Raw genomic sequence first — 16857 nt, forward strand, 5'->3', positions numbered from 1 at the left:
ATGCGCAACCTGATCCTCGGTGGCGCCCGTTCGGGCAAGAGCCGCCTGGCCGAGCAACTGGCCGAGGCCAGCGGCCTGTCGGTGACCTACATCGCCACCAGCCGGCCGCTGGATGGCGAGATGAATGAACGCGTGCGCCTGCACCGCGAGCGCCGTCCGGCCCATTGGGGGCTGGTGGAGGAGCCCGTGGCGCTGGCTGATGTGCTGCGTGCCGAAGCCGCCGAAGGACGCTGTCTGCTGGTGGACTGCCTGACCCTGTGGCTGACCAACCTGCTGATGCTCGAGGATGACCTGCGCTTGGCGCAGGAGCGCGACGCACTGCTCGAGTGCCTGGTGCAGTTGCCGGGCACCGTCATCCTGGTCAGCAACGAAACCGGCCTGGGCGTGGTGCCCATGGGTGAACTGACCCGTCGCTACGTCGACCTGGCGGGCACGCTGCACCAGGCTGTGGCCGAACGCTGCCAGCGCGTGGTGTTGACCGTGGCCGGCCTCCCTCTCATGCTCAAAGGACCTGCCCTATGACCCAGATGTGGTGGCGTGATGCCTGCCAACCCCTCGACACCGCCGCCATGGACCAGGCCCGCGCCCGTCAGCAGCAACTGACCAAACCGGCCGGCTCCCTCGGCCAGCTCGAAGACCTGGCGATCCACCTGGCCGGCCTGCAAGGGCGCGAGCGCCCCAGCCTGGAACGCATCGCCATCACGGTCTTTGCCGGTGACCATGGCGTGGTGGAGGAGGGCATCTCCGCCTATCCACAGGCGGTGACCGGGCAGATGCTGCGCAACTTCGTCGGCGGTGGCGCGGCGATCAGCGTGCTGGCGCGGCAACTGGATGCTCAACTGGAGGTGGTCGACCTCGGTACCATCGACCCGACCCTGCAACTGCCCGGTGTCCATCACCTGAACCTCGGGCCCGGCACCGCCAACTTCGCCCGTCAGCCGGCGATGACCGACGCGCAATTGGCGGCGGCGTTGCAGGCCGGTCGCGACAGCGCCTTGCGCGCACTCGATAACGGCGCCCAGCTGTTTATCGGCGGCGAAATGGGCATCGGCAACACCACCGCAGCGGCGGCGCTGGCCAGTACGTTGCTGGGCTGCCCGGCGCGTGAACTGAGCGGCCCGGGCACCGGCCTGGACAGCGCCGGCGTGCGGCACAAGGCCGAGGTGATCGAGCGTGCCCTGGTGCTGCACGGCCTGCGTGCCGACCAGCCGCTGCAGGCGCTGGCCTGTGTCGGCGGCTTCGAGATCGCCGCCCTGGCCGGTGCCTACCTGGCGTGCGCCCAGCATGGCGTGGCAGTGCTGGTCGATGGCTTCATCTGCAGTGTCGCCGCCCTGGTGGCGGTACGCCTCAATCCACAGTGCCTGCCGTGGTTGCTGTTCGCCCACCAGGGCGCCGAGCCGGGGCACAAGGCCCTGCTGGCGGCCCTGGAGGCCGAGCCGCTGCTGGTCCTGGGGCTGCGCCTGGGCGAGGGCAGCGGCGCGGCGCTGGCGGTGCCGCTGATCCGCCTGGCCTGCGCCCTGCACGGACAGATGGCGACCTTCGCCGAGGCGGCGGTGGCGGATCGCCCGGCATGATCCTCGAACTGCTGCGCCATGGCGAGACGGAACTGGGTGGCGGCTTGCGCGGCAGCCTCGACGACGCCCTGACCGAGACTGGCTGGGCGCAGATGCGCCAGGCTGTCGCCGAGGCCGGCCCTTGGGATGTGCTGGTCAGTTCGCCGTTGCAGCGCTGTGCGGCGTTCGCCGATGAGCTGGGTGCGCGCCTGAACTTGCCGGTGCTGCGCGAGGCCGGTGTGCGCGAGCTGCACTTCGGCGAGTGGGAAGGGCAAAGCGCCGCGCAGATCATGCAGGTTGACGCCGATGCCCTGGGGCAGTTCTGGAATGACCCGTATGCGTTCACCCCGCCGGGCGGCGAGCCGGTGCTGGCCTTTGCCGAACGGGTGCTGGCGGCGGTCGAGGGCATGCGCCGTGCGTACGCAGGCAAGCGCGTGCTGATGGTCACCCATGGCGGGGTGATGCGTCTTCTTCTGGCGCGGGCACGTGGCTTGCCACGTGAGCAATTGCTTCAGGTCGAGGTCGGGCATGGCACGCTGGCTCGTCTGATGCTGGAGAACGACGGCCAGATGCGCGAGGTGGGTTGAGATGCTGCCGTTCTGGATCGCCCTGCAGTTCCTCAGTAGCTTGCCGGTACGCTTGCCGGGCATGCCGGAGCCTCGCGAGATGGGGCGTTCGCTGCTGTGCTATCCGCTGGTGGGGCTGCTGTTCGGCCTGTTGTTGTGGCTGGCCAGCCATCTGCTGCAAGGCACCGCGGCGCCCTTGCACGCGGCCTTGCTGCTGGCGCTGTGGGTGCTGCTCAGCGGCGCGCTGCACCTGGACGGCCTGGCTGACAGCGCCGACGCATGGCTGGGGGGCTTCGGTGATCGCGAGCGCACCTTGCAGATCATGAAGGACCCGCGCAGCGGGCCGATTGCCGTGGTCACGCTGGTGCTGGTATTGCTGCTGAAGTTCTGCGCGCTGTGGGTGCTGGTCGAGCGGGGCGCTGGCGGCCTGCTGGTACTGGCGCCGGTGGTGGGAAGGGCGGCGATGCTTGGGCTGTTTCTCGGCACGCCTTACGTGCGTGCGGGTGGGTTGGGTGCGGCCCTGGCCGAACACCTGCCCCGGCGCGGCGCGATCTGGGTATTGTTGGTTTCTGCGCTGGCCGGACTGGCGCTGGGAGGCTGGGCGGTGCTGTGGCCACTGCTGGCGGCGTTGGTGGTATTCGTGTGGCTGCGTAAGCTGATGTGCCGTCGCTTGGGTGGAACCACAGGGGACACGGCCGGGGCGCTGTTGGAACTACTGGAATTGACGGTGGTAATTACCCTGGCACTACGCGCATAGCTTCAGGCCGACACGTTCCCCTGCGTAGGAGCGGCCTTGTGCCGCGAAAGGGCCGCCTAGCGGCCCCAGGATTTCAGCGTTAATGCAATGATCGCCGGGGCCGCTTTGCGGCCCTTTCGCGGCACAAGGCCGCTCCTACAGAAAGCGGACGTGTCCTGCATGGATCTCGGAAAATATCCCCGAGCATTGCGGCTATCCTCGTTCGCTCCTCTAAGTATCAGGAACCCCGCCATGCACCCCTGGATACTCGCCAGCCTGCTGGCCCTTGCCGCCATACCCGCCACCGCCGCCGACCTGATCGATTTCTGGAACACCCCCCGCCACGGCGGCAACAGCTTCAACCGCCTGCCCCCGGACCAGGCCTACTTCGATGCGCTGAAAGGCTACGGCGCCAGCTGGGTACGCCTCTCCTACGATAAATGGCACCCGGCCGAACGCGACTTCCTGCTGGGCAACGCCGACGATTACCAGGGCCTGGCCGACGCCGACCTGAAGCAGCTCATCGCGGTGCTGGACCGCGCCCACGCCGCCGGCCTCAAGGTGGTCATCACGCCGTTGTCGCTCCCCGGCATGCGCTGGGCGCAGAACAACCAGAACCGCTTTGACGACAGGCTTTGGCAGGACAAGCGTTACTGGACCCAGTCCGCCCGTTTCTGGCGAGACGTTGCCCAGGCCCTCAAGGACCACCCGGCTGTTGCCGCGTACAACCTCATCAACGAGCCCGCTCCAGAGAAACAGGGAAACCTGGCCGAGCACGCCGACCTCGATCGGATGAAGCAGTGGTACGCCCGCGAGCAGGGCGGGGCGCGTGACCTGCCGGCGCTCTATCGGCAGTTGCTGGCGGCGATCCGCAAGGTCGACGGCAAGACGCCGGTCATGGTCGATGCCGGCTGGTACGCCGCCGCCGATGCCTTCGGCTACTGGCCCAAGGCGTTGGCGGATGAGCGTGTGCTGTACAGCGTGCACATGTACGAACCCTATGCCGCCACCAGTGCGCCTAATCTTGCTCGCGAGCAACCTTTCGCCTATCCGGGGCCTGTGCCGTTTGCCGGGCAGACCCGGCAGTGGGATGCCGAGCAGGTCGCCCGCTATCTGCAACAGCCGGTGGATTGGGCCGATTCGATCAAGTTGCCGAGTTCGCGCCTTGTGGTGGGGGAGTTTGGCTGCATGCGTCGGTTGCCCGGGTGCCGACAATACCTGGAGGATGTGCTCGCGGTGCTGGATCGCCAGCAATTGCATTGGGCCTTCTACAGCTTCCGCGAGGACAGTTGGGATGGCATGGACTACGAACTGGGATCGGCCAAGGTGCCGTGGCGTTATTGGCAAGCCATCGAAAACGCCGCGCCGGACCCTTTGCCGCGCAAGGCCACGGCCGAGTTCGAGCCGATCCGCCAGCGCCTGCTACCTAAACCGATACCGTGAAATTTCTTGCAACATCCATAATGCGGGTATATACACGTAACCATGCTGACCAGTGAATGCATCTGCACCCATCTGCGTCGCGCCGCCCGTGGGGTGAGCCGGCATTACGACGAGGCGCTTGCCGGCTTCGGCATCAATGTCGCCCAGTTTTCCCTGCTGCGCCATGTGCAGCGCCTCGATCGCCCCAGCATCACCTGCCTGGCCGAGGCCATGGGCCTGGAGCGTAGCACCCTGGGCCGCAACCTCAAGGTGCTCGAGGCCGATGGCCTGGTGCGTCTTGCCGACGGCGACGACCAGCGTAACCGCGTGGTGCTGCTGAGCGAAGCGGGCAGGGCGCGCCTGGACGCCGCCTACCCGGCCTGGCAGCAGGCTCAGAGGCAGTTGGTGGAGCGACTGGGTGAAAGCCAGCGTGACGAGTTGGTGCGCTTGCTGGAGCAGCTTGCCTGAACGACCACGATAGAAAGCGGGTATATACCCGTATAAACCTTGCGATGGGCTGGAGACAACGACAATGACTTCCCTTTGGCGGAGCAGCGGTTGGGTACTTGTGGGGGCGGCGCTGATCCTGGCGCTGTCGCTGGGGGTGCGACATGGTTTCGGCCTGTTCCTGGCGCCGATGAGTGCCGAATTCGGCTGGGGTCGTGAGGTGTTCGCCTTCGCCATCGCCCTGCAGAACCTGATCTGGGGCCTGGCCCAGCCGTTCACCGGCGCCCTGGCCGACCGTCTGGGCGCGGCCAAGGTGGTGGTGATCGGCGGCATCCTCTACACCGCCGGACTGGTGATGATGGGCATGGCCGACTCGGCCTGGTCGCTGTCGCTGAGTGCCGGCCTGCTGATCGGCATCGGCCTGTCCGGCACTTCGTTCTCGGTGATCCTTGGCGTGGTCGGGCGCGCCGTGCCGCCGGAGAAACGCAGCATGGCCATGGGCATCGCCAGCGCCGCCGGCTCCTTCGGCCAGTTCGCCATGCTCCCCGGCACCCTCGGCCTGATCCAGTGGCTGGGCTGGTCGGCGGCCTTGCTGGTGCTGGGCCTGATGGTGGCGCTGATCGTGCCGTTCGTAGGTATGCTGCGTGATCGACCGCTGCCCAGCCATGGCGCCGAGCAGAGCCTCGGCCAGGCGCTGCGCGAGGCCTGTTCGCACTCCGGCTTCTGGCTGTTGGCGCTGGGCTTTTTCGTCTGCGGCTTCCAGGTGGTGTTCATCGGCGTGCACCTGCCGGCCTACCTGGTCGACCAGCACCTGCCGGCGATCACCGGCACCACCGTGCTGGCGCTGGTCGGCCTGTTCAATATCGTCGGCACCTATACCGCCGGCTGGCTCGGCGGGCGCATGTCCAAGCCGCGCCTGCTGACCGGCCTGTACCTGCTGCGCGCCGTGGTCATCGTGCTGTTCCTCTGGGCGCCGGTGACCCAGTTCAGCGCCTACCTGTTCGGCATTGCCATGGGCCTGCTGTGGCTGTCCACGGTGCCGCTGACCAATGGCACCGTGGCCACGCTGTTTGGCGTGCGCAACCTGTCGATGCTCGGCGGCATTGTGTTCCTGTTCCACCAGTTGGGCGCGTTCCTGGGTGGCTGGCTGGGCGGGGTGGTCTATGACCAGACCGGCAGCTACGACCTGGTATGGCAGATCTCGATCCTGCTCAGCCTGCTGGCCGCGGCCCTCAACTGGCCAGTGCGTGAACGCCCGGTCGCCCGTCTGCAGGCCCAGGCCGCATGAACCGCCTGCTCGGGCGTGGCCTGATGCTGGTCGCCGCCGTGCTGGTGCTGGCGTTGGTGTGGTGGGGCTGGCACAAGGGCGGGCTGGCGTTGATGCAGTTGGGCATGAGCCTGTGTTAAGCGCTACCCTGCACATTCAAGGAATCATGTGCAGGAGACCGCTATCATGCATGCCCGCTGGCTGACCCTCCCCCTGCTGGCCCTGGCCGCCGCCACTTCGAGCTGGGCAGCCGACTGCCCGGCACTGCTCCAGGGCAGCCTGCCGGAGCTGCGTGGCAAGGAGCAGATCGACCTGTGCCAGCGCTTCGCCGGCAAGCCGCTGGTGGTGATCAACACCGCCAGCTACTGTGGCTTCGCCCCGCAGTTCGAAGGACTCGAGGCGACCTACAAGGACTACCACGAACAGGGCCTGGAAATGCTCGGCGTGCCGTCTAACGACTTCAAGCAGGAAGACGCCGACAGCGACAAGACCGCCAAGGTCTGTTACGCCAACTACGGCGTGACCTTCACCATGACCAAGGCCCAGCCGGTGCGCGGCAAGGACGCGATCCCGCTGTTCGTCGAGCTGGCCCGGCAGAGCAGCGCGCCGAAGTGGAATTTCTACAAGTATGTGGTGGACCGCAAGGGCAAGGTGATCGGCAACTTCTCCAGCCTGACCAAGCCGGATGATCCGGCGTTCAGGGCGGCGATCGACAAGGCGATTGCTTCGCAGCCTTGAGGGGGTACCTGGCATTTTTGCCAGTTATTCGCTGGTCGAGCAGATGTTAGGTTGTCGGCATCTACCGCTCGGTTGGGTCTGACATGTCGACTACCTATCTTGCAATGTGTGACTGGCAGCAATCGGTGCTTGGTGATGGCCAGGTGGGCAGGCGCTATACACCCTATGGCGCGTTGCCGCAGGTTGCCGGCCCCCGATTGGCCTATTGTGGGATGCCTTGTGAGGTGCTGACGGGTAACTATTCTCCGGGGAATGGGCACCGGACTTATGATCCTTTATTGAAACGATTCCACTCTCCTGATCGGCTGAGTCCGTTTGGAACGGGTGGGATCAATGCATATATGTATTGTGGTGGAGACCCGATCAATTACGCAGACCGTAATGGTAGGGACAGAACGGGGTGGAAGCATAGAATTACTGTGCAGAGAGATATCATAAACAGCCAAGGTAACCTTCATCCGACAGAGAGTCTAAAGGTTGCTTATTCTCCGGAGCGAAGTAGGCAGGCGGCAGTCACGGCCCAAAAAGATATGGCTCGAAACGTATATGTAGGTTATGAAATTGGGTCAGCCACTTATAACGTGGCGTCCGCTAGGAGGATGTATAATAGCGGTAGAGCTACACCTTTAGAGGTGGGCTCTAATGTGGTCGCGGCATCACTTAATATTATAAATGCTGGCGTGGAAGTGGGTAAGATGCCTGATAGTAATTTGTATAATTTTACTGGTGTTGGTCCGGTGGTTGAGTATGAGGATATACCTTATGTAGTCGTTGATTTTGGTCTTAAATTGTTATCTGTGGGTGTTGATATGTTTGCGGCTAACATGCGGGTGCGGTTTAACAGGAGGGGGCAGAATGAGGCGGGGGCTCTCCCTGAGAGCATGCCGCTTCAAGAAACTTGAATTAGTTTCAGTATGAGTTTTATTTGTTATAGAAGACAGTTCCTGCAGTAATGCTTGGGCGAGCAGTGCCGAATATAGGCATGAAAAAACCGCCACGAGGGCGGTTTTTTCATGCTGCGGGTGCCACTCAGAAGCGGTAGGTCAGCGAAGCACCAACGCCGTGGGCGCTGTTTTCGTACTTGGCCTGGTAGCTGCCCTTGAGGCCAGCTTCCGTCGCGCTGTGCGGCTGGTTGTTGACCTTGGTGTCTTCTTCCCACAGGTAGGAGTAGGCCACGTCGATGGTCATGTCGTCGGTCGGGCTCCAGCCGGCACCGATGCTGAAGATCTTGCGATCACCAGTAGGGATGCGCGGGGAGCGGTTGGTGTTGTTGGTCGGCGACTGGTCAACCGAGAAACCGGTGCGCAGGACCCACTCCTTGTTCACCTTGTAGGAGGCGCCGATGGCGTGAGCCCAGGTGTCGTGCCAGTTCTGTTCCTCGTTGATGGTCTTGAACTGCCCGGCAGGGCCTGCCGGCACTTCGTTGTTGACCGTGATGTTTTCCAGGCGGCTCCAGCGGGTCCAGGTGCTGCCTGCGTACAGGGTCCACTGGTCGTCCAGTTCGTGGGTGACCGAGAAGTCCACCGACTCGGGGGTCTTGATCTTCAGGGTGGCATCGAACTTGTTGCCGTCCAGGCCGAGCAGCGGGTAGCTGACCTTGGTCTTGCCTTCGAGCTTGTAGTCGACCATCGAGTGGTAGGTCAAGCCGACGCGGGTGCGGTCGGTGGCCTGCACCAGGACACCGATGTTGTAGCCGACGGCGGTGTCGTCGCCCTTGATCTTCACCTCGCCATCAGCCGGACGCAGCGGCGAGATACTGGCCAGGTTCGAACCCAGCTCGCCCTTGATGCGGTTGATGGTCGGGCCGAAGCCGATCGAGACCTTGTCGTTGAACGCATAGCTCACGGTCGGCTGGAAGGTCACGACCTCGACATGGCTCTTCTTGCCCCAGTAGCGCGCGGCATCGTCGCTACCGTAGTCGGTGACCAGGCCGAACGGCACGTAGACGCCGAAACCGACGCTCCAGTGGTCATCGATGGACTTGACGTAGTAACCCATCGGCACGCCGACCACGGGCACCATGTCACCGTCCATTTCCCCCCCTTTGTTACTGCCGCGTCCGGAAATATCGGACTTGGCGATGACCGCGGCACCACCGACGGTCATCTGGTCGCGCTTCAGGCGGGCCATGCCCGCCGGGTTGCCATACACGGTGCTGGCATCTTCGGCAGAAGAAGAACGACCCGCGAAACCTGTCCCCATGCCGCTGACGCTCTGTTCGTTCAGGGCAAAGCCGCTGGCGAGCAATTGGCTGGAAGCGAGGGCAACGGCAATGCCGAGAGAGGTTTTGAGCATAACTTTTTTCATTATTAGAAAACTCCTTGGGATCTCCGGGGCGAAAAGCTACCAACAAATGCCGCGCTGCGCCATAGGCTGAAACACAGGAGATAGAGCGGTTTTGTAGGACAATCCGACCAAAATTCCGTTTATTTCGGTTGTAGGACGTGTTGGCTCAGGAGGCTGGGGCGAGCATTGGCTCGATACAGTGTTGCCAGGCCTGAGTGAAATCCCGCAGGCGCCCCTGGGGCTGGAAGGTCTGCCGCCAGATCCGCGCCAGGCCCAGCAGATCGTCGGCCGCCGGCAACGGCATGGCCTGCTCTTCGATGAGCATCCAGGCGATGGCAGTGGCGTAGCGCAGGTTGACGGTCAGCTCGAGGTGCGGGCCGCCCAGGAAGGCGTGCTGGCTGGCCAGGCCACGTACCAGGCTGGCCAGTTCGGGGTCGCGGGCCAGGTATTCGTCCCACAGGCAGCGGTGACGATTCCCACCGATCCTGTAGAGCCCATGGCCGCGTCGGTCATGCAGGGCGGCCCCCAGCGCAGACTGGCTTGCGGCAACGCCCAGTAACAAAGCTTCTGCGCTGTCGCAGTGACGACCCAGGTAGACCAGGGTCGGCCGGATCACATATCGACTCAACTCGTTCGCAGCGATGCCCATGATGCCCTCTGCTGGATGCCCTCTGCTGGAAAGGGCCGACGGGCGCTGGAGCTTGGCAGCTGGTGAGTGGTCAGGCCCGCCGGAAGCGGCAGGAGCCGCTCGAGTTGAAGTGTAGTGTGATAACTGTGGTGTAAAGGGCTGTTTTTAAATCGATTGCAGCCCGAAGGCGCGGGGCATATGCCCGCTGGCGATTAGGCCAATTGCCTTCAGGCTGGGTTTTGCATGGCGTATTCATGGCGTGAATCACCCGCCATTCGTTCATGCGGTCAGCGACTGGCGGGTGCGCTCGATCACTGCCTGCAGCGGTTCGGCCCGGTTGTATTGTTCCGGGTAGAGCCGCTCGCTGTGGCAGGCGATGCCATGCTCGTCGACCAGGGTGAAGCTGAAGCTGCCCTTGCGTGGGGCAACGATAAGGCACTTCAGTGGGGCGAAGGCCTGGGAAAGGGTGCCAAAGGCAGCCTGGATCTGTTGATGGTTACTCATATTGTTGGATGTTCCTGCGTAAGACACGGTGTTTGATCCGTGCACAATAGAAACGTTCCAGTGACGTCTTTATTAAGGAGACGCAGAACCTGACTGGAACAGGGCAGCCAGAGGGGCGCATGCAATAGGTGGGCGCTGGGCTGACTGGTAGGTACGACAGAAGGCAGGCAGCACACCGACACCAGGGTTCTGGGCGTCGGGGAAGATCCTGATCAATCTGAAACGTGATTCGTGCTGGGCAAGGTCTGCCGAGTGAATCATCGAATGGGCCGGTCCCGATGGGGCAGTGCCTGCTCGTTGTCGAGCGGTGGGCTGCGGGGACTGAGTGGCCAGAATGACTTCAGCTGGGTACTAACAGGGCGCAACCCTACACGAACATTTCGGGGTTGGCAAGCTTTTGGCATTCTGGCGGGAAGCCGATCATTATGTCGTCAATCGCGCCTGCTGTGAAGAGGGGGAAATGCCCCGGCAATCGCCCGGCTGTACCGTTTTCGTGCACCGTGCTGCCGTTTGTTGGTGCACTTGTACACACTCGGCTGAACAGTTGTAACCCTCCTGCAACATCCTGTGGACGGCTCGCCAATGACTTGACTGGGGGCTTAAGTCAATGAAAAAAAACACTAATTTTTGCTGGTGAAAAAATCGACAGTTTGAGCGAAAGCCCCATTTCACAGGGGTTTGCGGGCTGCCTCAAGGGGTTGTCCACCGAGTTATCCACAGGTTCTGTGGATTGTCCCGGGCGCTTGCTCTAGGACGGGCGTGCCAGCTGTTTCATCGATTGTCCGACAATCGGTGGATTGAGGTGGCATGGGCATTTTCCCTGGGAAAACGTCAAGAAAAAATCATGGAAAAAAATGTCGATCAGCCGAAGGTCGCCCGGGCCAGACCACGAAAAATGGAGTAGAGTGGCGCGCCTCTCGAGTCACCCTTGCTGTTGGTCATGAAGCTTCGCGGTAAACACCTCGCCAGTCCTGATGCCTCGCCATCGCTGCCTTCCCCCAAGCGCTTTTCCCTGAAAGTGGCCCTGTGGCTGCTCGACAGCCCACGCCTGGGCGACAAGCCCAGCGTCAAGCACCTGGCCGGGCGCATGCTCAAGCAGCCGGCGCGCCAGGGCGTGGTGGTGGCCCAGAGTCGCCTGGGGCAGATGCTCTGCCGCGATTGCGGCAATGCCCGCGACCGGCGCATCGGCCATGAATTGCTGCGCCAGGCGGCCCGTGCCGGTGATCGGCGGGCCCAGTTGGAATATGGCCGGTTGTGCCAGTCCCAGGAGCCGGAGCAGGCCCGCTACTGGTTGGAGCTGGCGGCGGGGCAGGGCTCGCAGGAGGCGCGGCGGTTGTTGCGCCAGTGGTTCGGTGGTTAGGGGTATCGATCCTCGCGTCCCCCTGTAGGAGCGGCCTTGTGCCGCGAAAGGGCCGCACAGCGGCCCCGGCGATCTTTGCGTCAACACCGAATCCCCGGGGCCGTTGCACGGCCCTTTCGCGGCACAAGGCCGCTCCTACAGGGGGCACTGACCAGGCAGCCCTGCCACCAGGCTGATAAGCTGCGCAGCATTCGTCAATGTTCGATCGGGGTAAGCATGACAGTGGATCTGACCAGCATTCTGCTGGGCTTGGTGGCGGGCGCCGTGCCCTGCCTGGGCTGGGTCATGCAGGTGCAGCGCGGCCAGGGCGCGCGCAAGGCCGAGCAGGCTTTGCTCGAGGAGCGCCTGAATGCCGCCCAGTTGACCCAGGCCGGCCTGCAGGCGCAGTTGGAGGCCAGCCGCGACGAGGTCAGCGACCTCAGCGAGGCCAACACCGTCAAGCAGACCCAACTGGCCGCCCAGGGCCGTGAACTGGAACTGCTGCAGATCGACCGCGACAACGCCCGTGACTCCGCCCATGCCTGGCACCTCGAGCGCGCCAACCGCGAGGCCGAGCTGCGTCGCCTCGAGGCCCAAACCGCACGCCTGGAGGCCGAGCTGCGTGAACAGCAGGAGAGCCACCAGCAACGCCTCGAGGACCTGCAGGAGGCCCGCGACACCCTGCGCGCGCAGTTCGCCGACCTGGCCACCAAGATCTTCGACGAGCGCGAACAACGCTTCGCCCAGACCAGCCAGCAGCACCTGGGGCAATTGCTCGATCCGCTCAAGGAGCGTATCCAGGCGTTCGAGAAGCGCGTCGAGGAAAGCTACCAGCAGGAGGCCCGCGAACGCTTCTCCCTGGGCAAGGAGCTCGAGCGCCTGCAGCAGCTCAACCTGCGCCTGTCCGACGAGGCCACCAACCTCACCCAGGCGCTCAAGGGCCAGAAGACCCAGGGCAACTGGGGCGAGCTGATCCTGGAGCGGGTGCTGGAGCACGCGGGCCTGGAGAAGGGCCGCGAGTACCAGACCCAGGTCAGCCTGCGCAGCGCCGACGGCGAGCGCTTCCAGCCCGATGTACTGATCATGCTGCCGGGCGACAAGCAGGTGGTGGTGGACGCCAAGGTCAGCCTGACGGCCTACCAGCAGTTCGTCGGCAACAACGACGAAGCCGCGCTCAAGCAGCATGTGCAGTCGTTGCGCAACCACGTCAAGGGCTTGTCGAGCAAGGACTACAACCGCCTCGAGGGCTTGCACAGCCTCGACTTCGTGCTGCTGTTCGTGCCCATCGAGGCGGCCTTCTCGGCGGCGCTGCAGGCCGAGCCCAACCTGTTCCAGGAGGCCTTCGACCGGCAGATCGTGATCGTCAGCCCGACCACCCTGCTCGCTACCCTGCGGGTGATCGACAGCCTGTGGAAGCAGGAACGCCAGGGGCAGAACGCCCGGGAGATCGCCGAGCGCGCCGGCTGGCTGTACGACAAGTTCGTGCTGTTCATCCAGGACCTGGACGAGCTCGGCGCGCGCCTGGCCCAGGTGGACAAGGCCTACGCCGCGGCGCGCAATAAGTTGTGCGAGGGGCGCGGCAACCTGGTCAGCCGCAGCGAGCAGCTCAAGCTGCTCGGTGCCCGGGCCAGCAAGAGCCTGCCCGCCGAGCTGATCGAGCGCGCCCTGGCCGACGAAGCGCTTACTGAACCAGGCTCAGATGCCGATTGAGCAGGGCGCGCAGGGCCGCCGGCTTGACCGGCTTGGCCAGGTAGTCCAGGCCCGCGGCATGCACCAGGGCGATGGTCTCGTTGCGTCCGTCAGCGCTGATCACCACCCCGGGCACCGGCTCGCCCAGGCGCGTCCGTAGCCAGCCCATCAGCCCGGTGCCGGTCTCGCCGTCATCCAGGTGGTAGTCCACCAGCGCCAGGTGCGGGCGCAGACCCTTGCCGAGCAGGGCCTCGCATTCGGCCTGGTTACGCGCCGTCCACACCTGGCAACCCCAACGGCTGAGCAGGCTGTTCATGCCGATCAGGATGCTGTCCTCGTTGTCCACGCACAGCACCTGCAGCCCGGCCAGCGGCTGCCCGGCCTGCTCCACGGGGGCGGGCGTCGCGGGCGCGGGGCTGTGGGCGATGGGCACGCTGACGCGGAACACGCTGCCCTTGCCCGGCCAGGAGCGCACCTCCAGCGAATGCCCGAGCACCCGGCACAGGCCGTCGGCGATCGCCAGGCCCAGGCCCAGGCCTTTCTCGGCGCGGGTCTGGTGGCTGTCCAGGCGCTTGAACTCCTGGAAGATCACCTGCAGCTTGTCGTCGGCGATGCCCGGGCCGCGGTCCCACACCTCCAGCCACAGGCGTTCGCCCTGGCGCCGTGCGCCCAGCAGCAGCGGGCTCTTGCCGTAGCGCAGGGCGTTGGTGAGGAAGTTTTGCAGCACCCGGCGCAGCAGCTTGATGTCGCTGTCCACCCGCAGGCGGCTGCCGCGCAGGCGGAACTCCAGGCCTTTTTCGGCGGCCAGTACCTTGAACTCGGCGCCGAGGGTATCGAACAGCTCGTTGAGGGCGAAGGGTTTGATGTCGGGGGTGACCTTGCCGTTCTCCAGGCGCGAGATGTCGAGCAGGTCGCTGATCAGCTCCTCGGCCGAGCGCAGCGAGCTGTCCATGTGCTGCACCAGCTGCCGGGCCTCGTCGTTCATGGCCTCGGCCTGTTGCGACAAGGCGGCGGAGAACAGCCGGGCGGCGTTGAGCGGTTGCATCAGGTCGTGGCTGACGGCGGCGAGGAAGCGGGTCTTGGACTGGCTGACCGCCTCGGCGCGGCTCTTGGCCTCGGTCAGCGCCTGGTTGAGCTGCGACAGTTCGTGGGTACGTTCGGCGACGCGCTGCTCCAGGCCCTCGTTGGAGTCGCGCAGGGCTTGCTCGGCCTCGCGGAACGGGGTGATGTCGGTGAAGCTCATGACGAAGCCGCCGCCGGGCATCGGGTTGCCGATCAGCTCGATCACCCGGCCATTGGGGAACAGCCGTTCGGAGGAGTGGGCCCGGCCCTGGCGCATCCAGTGCAGGCGCCGCGCCACATGCACCTGGGCCTCGCCCGGGCCGCACAGGCCGCGCTCGGCGTTGTAGCGGATGATGTCGGCAATCGGCCGGCCGACGCTGATCAGCCCGTCGGGGTAGTTGAACAGCTCCAGGTAACGCCGGTTCCAGGCCACCAGGCGCAGGTTCTGGTCGACCACGCTGATGCCCTGGTTGATGTTCTCGATGGCGCCCTGCAGCAGCGCGCGGTTGAACTGCAGCACCTCGCTGGCTTCGTCGGCGATGCGCACCACGTCCTCGAGCTGCATGTCGCGGCCTTCGATGGCAGCCTTGACCACGGCGCGGGTCGAGGAGGTGCCGAGCACGCCGGCCAGCAGCCGCTCGGTGTGCTCGATCCAGTCGCCGTCGGCGTTCTGGTTGGGGTTGAAACCCTTGCCCTGGCGGTAGGCGAAGCGGATGAAGCTTTGCCGGGCGCGCTCCTCGCCGACGAAGCGCGCGGCAAGCTTGAGCAGGTCGTCGATCTGCACCGCCAGCAGGGGTTTGCTGGAAGGTCGGGCGCTGGTCTGCTGGCCAATGAAGCGCCCGGCCTGCCAGTGCTCGGAAACCCGTGTACGGGAGAGGATCGAGACCCAGGCGAACAGGGTGAAGTTGCCCGCCAGCGACAGCACCACGCCCTGGGTGAGCGGGGTGATCGGCAGGTTGAGCGGGTTGCCGTGCAACCAGGCCAGCCCCGGGAACAACTGCAGCGACCAGCCCAGGCTGTGGGCGGCGATCGGCAGCACCAGGGTGTAGAACCACAGGAAGATGCCGGCGGCCAGGCCGGCGAACACGCCGCGGCGGTTGGCCTGTTTCCAGTACAGCGCGCCGAGCATCGCCGGGGTCAGCTGGGTCACCGCGGCGAAGGCGATCTGGCCGATGGTCGCCAGGCTCGCGGTGGAGCCGAGCAGGCGGTAGCTGACGTAGGCCAGCAGCAGGATGACCACGATGGTCACCCGGCGCACCGAGAGCATCCAGTGGCGGAACACCTCGAAAGGCCGCTCGGCGTTGTTGCGTCGCAGCAGCCAGGGCAGCAGCATGTCGTTGGAGACCATGGTCGACAGCGCCACGGCCTCGACGATGACCATGCCTGTGGCCGCCGAGGCGCCGCCGATGAACGCCAGCAGGGCCAGGCTCGGGTGGGCCTCGGCCAGTGGCAGGCTGATCACGAACGAGTCGGAGATCACCGTGCCCGGCAGCAGCATCTGCCCGGCCAGGGCGATGGGCACCACGAACAGCGCGGCCAGGGCCAGGTACAGCGGGAACACCCAGCGCGCCAGGCGCATGTCCTGGGGCTCGATGTTCTCCACCACGGTGACGTGGAACTGCCGCGGCAGGCAGATGATCGCCATCATCGCCACGGCGGTCTGCACCACCATCGACGGCCAGTTGATGGTTTCTTCCCAATAATCGTTCAGGTGCACCGACTGCCGGGCCTGGGTGAACAGGTCGTCGAAGCCGTCATACAGGTTGAACACCACGAAGGCGCCCACGGCGAGGAAGGCCAGCAGCTTGACCAGCGACTCGAAGGCGATCGCCAGGACCATGCCGCGGTGGTGCTCGGTGACGTCCAGGCTGCGGGTGCCGAAGACGATGGCGAACAGCGCCAGCACCAGCGACACCACCAGCGCGGTGTCCTGCACCCGGCTGCCGGTGGCATCGGCGTTGGCGCCGATCAACAGGTTCACCCCCAGCACGATGCCCTTGAGCTGCAGGGCGATGTAAGGCAGCACGCCGACCAGGCAGATCAGCGCCACCACCACCGCCAGGGTCTGCGACTTGCCGTAGCGGGCGGCGATGAAGTCGGCGATCGAGGTGATGTTCTGCTGCTTGCTGATCAGCACCATCTTCTGCAGCACCCAGGGCGCGAAGATCAGCAGCAGCACCGGGCCCAGGTAGATGGGCAGGAACGCCCACAATTGTTCGGCGGCCTGGCCGACCGCGCCGAAGAAGGTCCAGCTGGTGCAGTACACCGCCAGCGACAGGCTGTACACCCAGGCGCGCAGGCGCGGCGGCAACGGCGTGCTGCGGCGGTCGCCATAGAAGGCGATGGCGAACATGATGGCCATGTAGGCCAGGGCGACCACGGCGATCAGCCCGCTGGACAACGACATGCAAACTCCGGAGCAAAAAATGAAACGCGGTCACGATCAATCAGTCTGGCACGCAGGGCGCGGTTCGTCAGCGCCGACCATGGTCGCAGTGGCAGGACGTCGCAGGGACCATCGCGGGGCAAGTCGCATCGGCGCACCGCCGCTCCCACGAATGTCGAGCTGCCCTTGGGCGTGGGAGCGGCGGTGCGCCGATGCGACTTGCCCCGCGATGGC

At 64.9% G+C, this 16857-nt stretch carries 16 protein-coding genes; 12 read left to right on the top strand and 4 right to left on the bottom strand.

All coding sequences use genetic code 11. The annotated features are described in order from the left end of the window. From cobU to PRtIB026_RS09980, 10 genes are all read left to right on the top strand, one after another. Positions 1-522 carry a bifunctional adenosylcobinamide kinase/adenosylcobinamide-phosphate guanylyltransferase gene (gene cobU, locus PRtIB026_RS09935; RefSeq protein ID WP_203647678.1) on the top strand — a complete coding sequence of 174 codons (522 nt, stop codon included), beginning with the start codon at positions 1-3 and terminating at the stop codon, positions 520-522. Beyond that, positions 519-1574, top strand: coding sequence for a nicotinate-nucleotide--dimethylbenzimidazole phosphoribosyltransferase (cobT, locus tag PRtIB026_RS09940; RefSeq protein WP_203647677.1), 1056 nt, complete (start codon positions 519-521; stop codon positions 1572-1574). Before cobU ends, cobT begins: the two co-directional genes overlap by 4 nt. Next, positions 1571-2140 (top strand): alpha-ribazole phosphatase family protein, encoded by a 570-nt coding sequence (cobC, locus tag PRtIB026_RS09945; protein ID WP_203647676.1) that lies wholly within the window; start codon positions 1571-1573, stop codon positions 2138-2140. The genes cobT and cobC overlap by 4 nt, the downstream gene beginning before the upstream one ends. A gap of 1 nt (position 2141) precedes the next feature. Beyond that, positions 2142-2876 carry an adenosylcobinamide-GDP ribazoletransferase gene (locus tag PRtIB026_RS09950; protein ID WP_203647675.1) on the top strand — a complete coding sequence of 245 codons (735 nt, stop codon included), beginning with the start codon at positions 2142-2144 and terminating at the stop codon, positions 2874-2876. Positions 2877-3173: 297 nt separating this feature from the next. Next, positions 3174-4298: a glycoside hydrolase family 5 protein gene (locus tag PRtIB026_RS09955; protein WP_420713660.1), complete on the top strand. Its 1125-nt coding sequence runs from the start codon at positions 3174-3176 to the stop codon at positions 4296-4298. Positions 4299-4340: 42 nt separating this feature from the next. Beyond that, positions 4341-4745 carry a MarR family winged helix-turn-helix transcriptional regulator gene (locus PRtIB026_RS09960; RefSeq protein ID WP_203647674.1) on the top strand — a complete coding sequence of 135 codons (405 nt, stop codon included), beginning with the start codon at positions 4341-4343 and terminating at the stop codon, positions 4743-4745. 64 nt (positions 4746-4809) lie between these two features. Further along, complete coding sequence (locus PRtIB026_RS09965) at positions 4810-6012, top strand: MFS transporter (protein WP_186712761.1); 1203 nt, start codon at positions 4810-4812, stop codon at positions 6010-6012. Next, positions 6009-6131 carry a hypothetical protein gene (locus PRtIB026_RS09970; protein WP_267813785.1) on the top strand — a complete coding sequence of 41 codons (123 nt, stop codon included), beginning with the start codon at positions 6009-6011 and terminating at the stop codon, positions 6129-6131. Before PRtIB026_RS09965 ends, PRtIB026_RS09970 begins: the two co-directional genes overlap by 4 nt. A 46-nt stretch (positions 6132-6177) precedes the next feature. Continuing rightward, the gene (locus tag PRtIB026_RS09975; RefSeq protein WP_186712762.1) at positions 6178-6729 is read left to right on the top strand and encodes a glutathione peroxidase; all 552 of its coding nucleotides are present in this window, start codon (positions 6178-6180) and stop codon (positions 6727-6729) included. A gap of 83 nt (positions 6730-6812) precedes the next feature. Continuing rightward, a complete protein-coding gene (locus tag PRtIB026_RS09980; RefSeq protein ID WP_203647673.1) occupies positions 6813-7631 on the top strand; it encodes an RHS repeat-associated core domain-containing protein in 819 nt (272 codons plus the stop codon). 127 nt (positions 7632-7758) lie between these two features. Here the strand turns inward: PRtIB026_RS09980 and PRtIB026_RS09985 are convergent, their stop codons facing one another. The 3 genes from PRtIB026_RS09985 to PRtIB026_RS09995 all read right to left on the bottom strand — a co-directional run bounded on the left by PRtIB026_RS09985 (position 7759) and on the right by PRtIB026_RS09995 (position 10147). After that, positions 7759-9036 (bottom strand): OmpP1/FadL family transporter, encoded by a 1278-nt coding sequence (locus PRtIB026_RS09985; RefSeq protein ID WP_203647672.1) that lies wholly within the window; start codon positions 9034-9036, stop codon positions 7759-7761. Positions 9037-9181: 145 nt separating this feature from the next. Then, on the bottom strand, positions 9182-9664 hold the full coding sequence (locus tag PRtIB026_RS09990) for a hypothetical protein (RefSeq protein ID WP_203647671.1): 483 nt from the start codon (positions 9662-9664) through the stop codon (positions 9182-9184). Positions 9665-9922: 258 nt separating this feature from the next. Next, complete coding sequence (locus tag PRtIB026_RS09995) at positions 9923-10147, bottom strand: hypothetical protein (protein ID WP_050704563.1); 225 nt, start codon at positions 10145-10147, stop codon at positions 9923-9925. Positions 10148-11087: 940 nt separating this feature from the next. Here PRtIB026_RS09995 and PRtIB026_RS10000 point away from each other — a divergent pair. Beyond that, complete coding sequence (locus tag PRtIB026_RS10000) at positions 11088-11507, top strand: tetratricopeptide repeat protein (protein ID WP_203647670.1); 420 nt, start codon at positions 11088-11090, stop codon at positions 11505-11507. 330 nt (positions 11508-11837) lie between these two features. Then, entirely contained in the window at positions 11838-13196 is a 1359-nt protein-coding gene (rmuC, locus tag PRtIB026_RS10005) for a DNA recombination protein RmuC (protein ID WP_203652696.1), read from the top strand. Here rmuC and PRtIB026_RS10010 read toward each other — a convergent pair. After that, positions 13168-16644, bottom strand: a complete 3477-nt coding sequence (locus PRtIB026_RS10010; protein ID WP_203647669.1) for a PAS domain-containing hybrid sensor histidine kinase/response regulator — start codon at positions 16642-16644, stop codon at positions 13168-13170. The genes rmuC and PRtIB026_RS10010 overlap by 29 nt on opposite strands. Positions 16645-16857: the final 213 nt, after the last annotated feature.

This window comes from Pseudomonas sp. RtIB026, assembly GCF_016861355.2.
GTDB classification, from domain to species: domain Bacteria; phylum Pseudomonadota; class Gammaproteobacteria; order Pseudomonadales; family Pseudomonadaceae; genus Aquipseudomonas; species Aquipseudomonas peradeniyensis.

Bases quoted from the DNA above. Each gene is read 5' to 3' on its own strand.
- cobU (WP_203647678.1), top strand. From the start codon at position 1: ATGCGCAACCTGATCCTCGGTGGCGCCCGTTCGGGCAAGAGCCGCCTG.
- cobT (WP_203647677.1), top strand. From the start codon at position 519: ATGACCCAGATGTGGTGGCGTGATGCCTGCCAACCCCTCGACACCGCC.
- cobC (WP_203647676.1), top strand. From the start codon at position 1,571: ATGATCCTCGAACTGCTGCGCCATGGCGAGACGGAACTGGGTGGCGGC.
- PRtIB026_RS09950 (WP_203647675.1), top strand. From the start codon at position 2,142: ATGCTGCCGTTCTGGATCGCCCTGCAGTTCCTCAGTAGCTTGCCGGTA.
- PRtIB026_RS09960 (WP_203647674.1), top strand. From the start codon at position 4,341: ATGCTGACCAGTGAATGCATCTGCACCCATCTGCGTCGCGCCGCCCGT.
- PRtIB026_RS09965 (WP_186712761.1), top strand. From the start codon at position 4,810: ATGACTTCCCTTTGGCGGAGCAGCGGTTGGGTACTTGTGGGGGCGGCG.
- PRtIB026_RS09970 (WP_267813785.1), top strand. From the start codon at position 6,009: ATGAACCGCCTGCTCGGGCGTGGCCTGATGCTGGTCGCCGCCGTGCTG.
- PRtIB026_RS09975 (WP_186712762.1), top strand. From the start codon at position 6,178: ATGCATGCCCGCTGGCTGACCCTCCCCCTGCTGGCCCTGGCCGCCGCC.
- PRtIB026_RS09980 (WP_203647673.1), top strand. From the start codon at position 6,813: ATGTCGACTACCTATCTTGCAATGTGTGACTGGCAGCAATCGGTGCTT.
- PRtIB026_RS09985 (WP_203647672.1), bottom strand. From the start codon at position 9,036: ATGAAAAAAGTTATGCTCAAAACCTCTCTCGGCATTGCCGTTGCCCTC.
- PRtIB026_RS09990 (WP_203647671.1), bottom strand. From the start codon at position 9,664: ATGGGCATCGCTGCGAACGAGTTGAGTCGATATGTGATCCGGCCGACC.
- PRtIB026_RS09995 (WP_050704563.1), bottom strand. From the start codon at position 10,147: ATGAGTAACCATCAACAGATCCAGGCTGCCTTTGGCACCCTTTCCCAG.
- PRtIB026_RS10000 (WP_203647670.1), top strand. From the start codon at position 11,088: ATGAAGCTTCGCGGTAAACACCTCGCCAGTCCTGATGCCTCGCCATCG.
- PRtIB026_RS10010 (WP_203647669.1), bottom strand. From the start codon at position 16,644: ATGTCGTTGTCCAGCGGGCTGATCGCCGTGGTCGCCCTGGCCTACATG.